Source organism: Labrys sp. (in: a-proteobacteria), assembly GCF_047605565.1.
Taxonomy (GTDB): Bacteria; Pseudomonadota; Alphaproteobacteria; order Rhizobiales; family Labraceae; genus Labrys; species Labrys neptuniae.
The window spans coordinates 36,691-43,151 of record NZ_JASGFM010000053.1; the positions used below are offsets into that span (position 1 = coordinate 36,691).

At 63.1% G+C, this 6,461-nt stretch carries 6 protein-coding genes; 2 read left to right on the forward strand and 4 right to left on the reverse strand.

Annotated elements, in window-relative coordinates; genetic code table 11:
• Window position 1: 1 nt before the first annotated feature.
• From sufC to QM672_RS29600, 3 genes are read right to left on the reverse strand one after another with little or no spacing between them, the layout of a single operon-like run.
• Complete coding sequence (gene sufC, locus QM672_RS29590) at window positions 2–748, reverse strand: Fe-S cluster assembly ATPase SufC (RefSeq protein WP_068282568.1); 747 nt, start codon at window positions 746–748, stop codon at window positions 2–4.
• Window positions 749–802: 54 nt separating this feature from the next.
• Window positions 803–2,275 carry a Fe-S cluster assembly protein SufB gene (gene sufB, locus QM672_RS29595; RefSeq protein ID WP_367622614.1) on the reverse strand — a complete coding sequence of 491 codons (1,473 nt, stop codon included), beginning with the start codon at window positions 2,273–2,275 and terminating at the stop codon, window positions 803–805.
• Between the two features lie 54 nt (window positions 2,276–2,329).
• On the reverse strand, window positions 2,330–3,505 hold the full coding sequence (locus QM672_RS29600; RefSeq protein WP_415086899.1) for a cysteine desulfurase family protein: 1,176 nt from the start codon (window positions 3,503–3,505) through the stop codon (window positions 2,330–2,332).
• 392 nt (window positions 3,506–3,897) lie between these two features.
• Between QM672_RS29600 and QM672_RS29605 the strand changes: the two genes are divergently transcribed.
• On the forward strand, window positions 3,898–4,557 hold the full coding sequence (locus tag QM672_RS29605) for an alpha/beta hydrolase (RefSeq protein ID WP_105862965.1): 660 nt from the start codon (window positions 3,898–3,900) through the stop codon (window positions 4,555–4,557).
• An 87-nt stretch (window positions 4,558–4,644) separates the two neighbouring features.
• Window positions 4,645–5,127: a GNAT family N-acetyltransferase gene (locus tag QM672_RS29610; RefSeq protein ID WP_415086901.1), complete on the forward strand. Its 483-nt coding sequence runs from the start codon at window positions 4,645–4,647 to the stop codon at window positions 5,125–5,127.
• 150 nt (window positions 5,128–5,277) lie between these two features.
• On the opposite strand, the gene QM672_RS29615 is transcribed toward QM672_RS29610, so the two are convergent.
• Window positions 5,278–6,461, reverse strand: a 1,184-nt coding sequence (locus tag QM672_RS29615; protein ID WP_415086903.1) for a dihydroxy-acid dehydratase, incomplete at its 5' end; no start/stop codon positions are given.

Below are 6,461 nucleotides of genomic sequence, written 5' to 3' on the forward strand. Positions count from 1 at the left end.
GTTACGCAGCTTCCTCGTAGTCGCGATAGCCGTTGGCTTCGAGCTCGAGCGCCAGTTCCTTGCCACCCGACTTCACGATGCGGCCCTTGGAGAGGACATGCACGCTATCGGGGACGATATGGTTGAGCAGGCGCTGATAATGGGTGATGACGATGAAGGAGCGCTTGGGCGAGCGCAGCGCGTTCACGCCGTCCGCCACGATGCGCAGCGCGTCGATATCGAGGCCGGAATCGGTCTCGTCGAGCACGGCGAGGCTCGGCTGCAGCAGAGCCATCTGCAGGATTTCCATACGCTTCTTCTCACCGCCGGAGAAGCCGACATTGAAGGCGCGGCGCAGCATTTCCTTCGAGATCTTAAGCTCATCGGCAGCACTGTTGACACGCTTGATGAAGTCCGGCGTGGAGAGCTCGGCCTCGCCACGCGCCTTGCGCTGGGCATTCAAGGCCGCCTTCAGGAAGGTCATGGTGGCGACGCCGGGAATTTCCAGCGGGTATTGGAAGGCCAGGAAGACGCCGCGTGCCGCGCGCTCCTCGACCGGAATCTCCAGGATGTTCTCGCCGTCGAGCAGGATCTCGCCCTGCGTGACCTCATAATCCTCCTTGCCGGCCAGGATATAGGAAAGGGTCGACTTGCCGGAGCCGTTCGGGCCCATGATCGCCGCGACTTCGCCGTCCTTCACCGTGAGGCTCAGCCCCTGGATGATCGGCTTGCCGTCGATTTCGGCATGGAGGTTCTTGATTTCGAGCATCGTAGAGTTCCTAGAAATAGTGACGCCGGAGCGTGAAAGAGGTGACGCGCCGCCTTAGCCGACGCTGCCTTCGAGGCTGATGGAGATGAGCTTCTGCGCCTCGACCGCGAATTCCATCGGCAAATGCTGCAGCACGTCCTTGACGAAGCCGTTGACGATCAGCGCCGTCGCCTCCTCGGCCGACAGGCCGCGCTGGAGGCAATAGAACAGCTGGTCGTCCGAGATCTTCGAGGTGGTGGCCTCATGCTCGAACACCGCCGTCGAATTCTTCGATTCGATATAGGGCACGGTGTGCGCCCCGCAGTGCTCGCCGATCAGCAGCGAGTCGCAATTGGTGAAGTTGCGGGCACCGGTGGCCTTGCGATGGGCAGAGACCAGGCCGCGATAGGTGTTGTTGGAATGGCCGGCCGAGATGCCCTTGGATATGATCCGGCTCTTGGTATTCTTGCCGAGATGGATCATCTTGGTGCCGCTGTCGACCTGCTGGCGGCCATTCGACACGGCGATCGAATAGAACTCGCCCTGGGAGCCCTCGCCGCGCAGGATGCAGGACGGGTACTTCCAGGTGATGGCCGAACCGGTCTCGACCTGCGTCCAGGAAATCTTCGAGCGCGCGCCGCGGCAATCGCCGCGCTTGGTGACGAAATTGTAGATACCGCCCTTGCCCTCGGAATCGCCCGGATACCAGTTTTGCACGGTGGAATATTTGATCTCGGCGTCTTCCAGCGCGATCAACTCGACCACGGCGGCGTGGAGTTGGTTCTCGTCGCGGCGCGGTGCCGTGCAGCCTTCGAGATAGGAGACATAGGCGCCCTTGTCGGCGATGATCAAAGTGCGCTCGAACTGCCCGGTCTTTTCCTCGTTGATGCGGAAATAGGTCGACAGCTCCATCGGGCAGCGCACGCCCGGCGGCACATAGACGAAGGACCCGTCCGAGAACACGGCCGAGTTCAGCGTCGCATAGAAATTGTCGGTGGTCGGCACCACGGTGCCGAGATACTTCTTCACCAGGTCCGGATGCTCGCGCAGCGCCTCGGAGATGGAGCAGAAGATCACGCCAGCCTTCTTCAATTCCTCCTTGAAGGTGGTGACGACGGAGACCGAGTCGAACACCGCATCGACGGCGATGCGGTTGGCCGGCGCCACGCCTTCGAGGATTTCGACCTCGCGCAGAGGAATGCCGAGCTTCTCATAGGTTTTGAGAATGGCCGGATCGATCTCGTCGAGCGATTTCGGCGCGGCATTCTGCTTGGGCGCCGCATAATAATAGAGATCCTGGAAATCGATCGGCGGATATTCCACGCGAGCCCAGGTCGGCTCCTGCATGGTGATCCAGCGCCTGTAGGCATCGAGGCGCCATTCGGTCATCCAGTCAGGCTCGCCTTTCTTGGCCGAGATGTAGCGCACGATCTCTTCGGACAGGCCTTTGGGTGCAAGCTCCATCTCGATGTCCGTGACGAAGCCATATTTATATTGGTCGACGTCGATCGCCCGGACCTGTTCGACGGTTTCCTGGACTGCAGGCATGTTGGTCTCCTGGTGCCACCCGAAAGCAGCAAATTTTACAGATCGGACAGGGATTTATGCTGCCCGATGCCTTCTGTCATGTAAGTTCTTGCGCAGCCTTTTCCAGGCCGCGACGAAAAACTCGATCTCTTGGACTGTGGTTTCCCGTCCCAGCGATACGCGCAAGGCGCTACCGGCCAGCGCCGGCGCCACGCCCATCGCTGTCAGCACATGGCTGACCTTCACCTTGCCCGACGAGCAGGCAGATCCCGAGGAGACGGAAATACCCTCAAGATCCAGCGCAATCAATGTCGTTTCCGCCGCCATCCCCGGTTCGGCGAAATTCAGCGTGTTGGGCAGGCGCCGGACGCCCTCGCCGAACAGCACAATGTCCGGCGACGCGTCCCGCAACGCCGCCTCCAGCTTCGAACGCAAGGCAAGGCTCTCCTGCCCGTAAGCCGCGAGCTCCCGCGCGGCGGCGCGTGCTGCCGCGCCAAAGCCGGCCAGAGCCGGTACGTTCTCGGTACCGGCCCGCAATCCCTTCTCCTGGCCGCCGCCGCGGATGAGAGCGTTGGGCTGATGCAGGCTATCGCTGGCCAACACCAGCGCGCCGGCGCCAAGCGGTCCGCCAAGCTTGTGGCTCGAAATCGTTAGAAGATCGGCCCCGATTTCGTTGATCAAACAGGAGATTTTTCCTGCCGCCTGCGCGGCATCGCAATGAAACAGGCTGCCGGCCTTACGCACACGAGCGGCAATCTCGGCCACCGGCTGCACCACTCCGGTCTCGTTGTTGGCCAGCATCACCGACACGAGGCCCGTCTCTCCGCGTTCGTGCCAAGCGCTCAGCCGACCCTCGAGTGCGTTGAGGTCGAGCACCCCATTCCCATCCACCGGCAACAGGTCGAGTTCCGTGCCTTGCGGACGCACGCCATTCAATACGCTGGCATGCTCCACGCTGGACACAGCCATGCGCCGGAGGGGCGGCTTGCCGGGGCGTTGCCAGTCGAGATTGAGGGCGAGATTGTTGGCTTCCGTAGCGGAGGCGCAGAAAACCACGTTCTTGGCGAGCGCACCGACGAGATCGGCGACATCATGGCGCGCCGCCTCCACCAGCTTGCGCACCACACGGCCATCCGCATGCACCGAAGATGGCGCACCACACAGATCCAGCGCGGACAGCATGGCGGCGCGAGCCTCCTGCCGCAACGGCGTGGTTGCATTGTGGTCCAGATAGGTGCGCGACCTGGTCAAACCTCAAAAATCCATTGTTCTGCCGCTCTACCGATGCGGAAAAGCTTGCAAAACGCCCTGCTCTTCGTGTTAAGAAGCGCTACCCGAACGCGGGCTGGGTGCAATGCGTCCTCATCGGCGCATGGATCAGAGCGCATCGCATCCGAGCGGTGAGCTTCTTTAGAATGGTTCTAAGCCATTAGAATTATTCTAAAGTCATACTCCTGCCTCCCTCAGCCGTCAAGGCCAGTCATCGGAGCCGGAGCGCGCGTCCCAAGCGGGAATTCGCGGTCCGCCCTAAGGAGGGCCCGGATATCCTGCAAGGTTTCGAAGTTCTCGCGGAACTCGGCTGATCGGGAACCGTTCGGATCAAGCGAGCACCGCTCTGGCACACGAAAAAGGCAACTCAATATATGCCCGAAGTTACGTTCACCGGCCCGGCAGGCCGCATCGAAGGCCGCTTCCAGCCGTCCAAGCAGCGTGGGGCCCCCATTGCGATCGTCCTGCATCCGCATCCGCAATTCGGCGGGACGATGAACAACAAGATCGTCTATGATCTGTTCTATGCCTTCGTGCAGCGCGGTTTTTCGGCCTTGCGCTTCAATTTCCGCGGCGTCGGCCGCAGCCAAGGCTCCTTCGACCACGGCGCCGGTGAGCTCTCCGATGCCGCCTCGGCGCTCGACTGGGTCCAGGCGGTGACGCCCGACGCCAAGTCCTGCTGGATCGCCGGCGTCTCGTTCGGGGCCTGGATCGGCATGCAGCTCCTGATGCGCCGCCCGGAGATCGAGGGTTTCATCTCGGTTGCCCCGCCCGCCAATCGCTTCGACTTCTCCTTCCTCGCCCCCTGCCCGTCCTCCGGCCTGATCGTCCATGGCGATGCCGATCGCGTCGCACCGCTCAAGGACGTCGAGACGCTGGTGTCGAAGTTGAAGACGCAGAAGGGTATCGTCATCGAGCAATCGGTCATTGCCGGTGCCAACCACTTCTTCGACAACAAGACGGACGAACTGATCGCGTCCTGTTCGTCCTATCTCGATAAGCGCCTCGGGCTGAACGACATCGACGCGGCCTGAGCGCTGTCGAGATCTTGATTTGAGGCAACAAGCCAGCCCGCCTTCCATGGCGGGCTTTTTGTTGCACGGTTTTTGCTGGAGCACGACATGTCGTTAACCATCCGCCGGGCGAAACCGGCAGACACCAAGACCGTCCTGGCCTTGATCCGCGGCCTGGCGCTGTATGAGAAGCTCGAACACGAGGCGGTCGCCACCGAAACCGACCTCAATGCCAGCCTGTTCGCCGCCAATCCCCGCGTCTTCTGCGAGATCGCCGAGTGGCAGGGCGAGACAGCCGGCTTCGCCCTGTGGTTCTACAGCTACTCGACCTTCCTCGGCCGCCACGGCATCTATCTCGAGGATTTGTTCGTCCGGGACGCCTATCGCGGCCACGGCATCGGCCAGGCCCTGCTGGGCCATCTTGCCAAGCGCTGCGTCACGGAAAAGCTGGGACGCCTCGAATGGTCCGTGCTCGACTGGAACGAACCTGCCATCGGCTTCTACCAGAGACAGGGGGCCGTGCTGCGCAAGGAATGGATCGGCTGCCGCCTGACCGGCGAGGCGCTGGAGAAGCTGGCTAGAGGCGGTTGAGGGTTTCCTGGGACCGCCGGCTTCCAGCCGGCTCTTGGAAGCACTGCCCCCGCCGATGAGGAAGAGCCGGCTGGAAGCCGGCGAGCCCAGGAAGAACGTGCCGGTCCCACTCCATCTCTCGATGGAGTTGAGAAGACCGGCACGCCGGGCTCAATCGAAATCCGGAACCTGGCGCACGGCACCCTTGGCGGCGCTGGTGGCCATGGCGGCATAGGCGCGCAGGGCCGTGGTGACCTTGCGCTTGCGCGGCGCGGCCGGGCGCCAGGGCGCGGCTCCCTTGACGGAGCGACGGCGCTCAAGCTCGGCTTCCGGCACGGCCAGCACGATGGTGCGGTTGGGAATGTCGATCTCGATGCGATCGCCGGGCTCGACCAGGCCGATGGTGCCGCCCTCTTCCGCTTCCGGCGAGGCGTGGCCGATCGACAGGCCCGAAGTGCCGCCGGAGAAGCGGCCATCGGTGATCAGGGCGCAGGCCTTGCCCAGTCCCTTCGACTTCAGATAGCTGGTCGGATACAGCATTTCCTGCATGCCCGGCCCGCCGCGCGGTCCTTCGTAGCGGATGACGACGACGTCGCCGGCCTTGACCTTGCCGTTGAGGATGCCGTCCACGGCCGCATCCTGGCTCTCGAACACCACGGCCGGGCCGGCGAATTTCAGGATGGACTCGTCGACGCCGGCCGTCTTCACGATACAGCCGTCGAGCGCCAGATTGCCCTTCAGCACGGCGAGGCCGCCATCCTTGGAATAGGCATGCTCAGCCGAGCGTATCACGCCCTTCTCGCGGTCGAGATCGACATCGTCCCAGCGCCGGTCCTGGCTGAAGGCGACCTGGGTCGGCACGCCGCCCGGCGCGGCCTTGAAGAACTCGCGCACGCTCTCGCTCTTGGTACGCACGACGTCCCACCGATCGAGGGCTTCCGCCATGCTGGCCGAATGCACGGTCGGCAGGTCGCGATTGATCAGGCCGGCGCGGTCGAGCTCGCCGAGAATGCCCATGATGCCGCCGGCGCGATGGACGTCCTCCATATGGACATGGCTGACGGCCGGGGCGACTTTGCAGAGCACCGGCACGCGGCGCGACAGCCGGTCGATGTCGTCCATGGTGAAGGGAATCTCGCCTTCATGCGCGGCGGCCAGGATATGCAGCACCGTATTGGTCGAGCCGCCCATGGCGATGTCGAGCGTCATGGCATTCTCGAAAGCCCCGAAACTGGCGATCTTGCGCGGCAGCACGCTCTCATCGTTCTGCTCGTAATAGCGGCGCGCGAGATCGACGACGAGATGGCCGGCCTCGACGAAGAGGCGCTTGCGGTCGGCATGGGTGGCGAGCGTCG

Excerpts from the sequence above, each read along its gene's own strand:
- sufC (WP_068282568.1), bottom strand. The coding sequence starts at position 748 with ATGCTCGAAATCAAGAACCTCCATGCCGAAATCGACGGCAAGCCGATC.
- QM672_RS29605 (WP_105862965.1), top strand. The coding sequence starts at position 3,898 with ATGCCCGAAGTTACGTTCACCGGCCCGGCAGGCCGCATCGAAGGCCGC.
- sufB (WP_367622614.1), bottom strand. The coding sequence starts at position 2,275 with ATGCCTGCAGTCCAGGAAACCGTCGAACAGGTCCGGGCGATCGACGTC.
- QM672_RS29610 (WP_415086901.1), top strand. The coding sequence starts at position 4,645 with ATGTCGTTAACCATCCGCCGGGCGAAACCGGCAGACACCAAGACCGTC.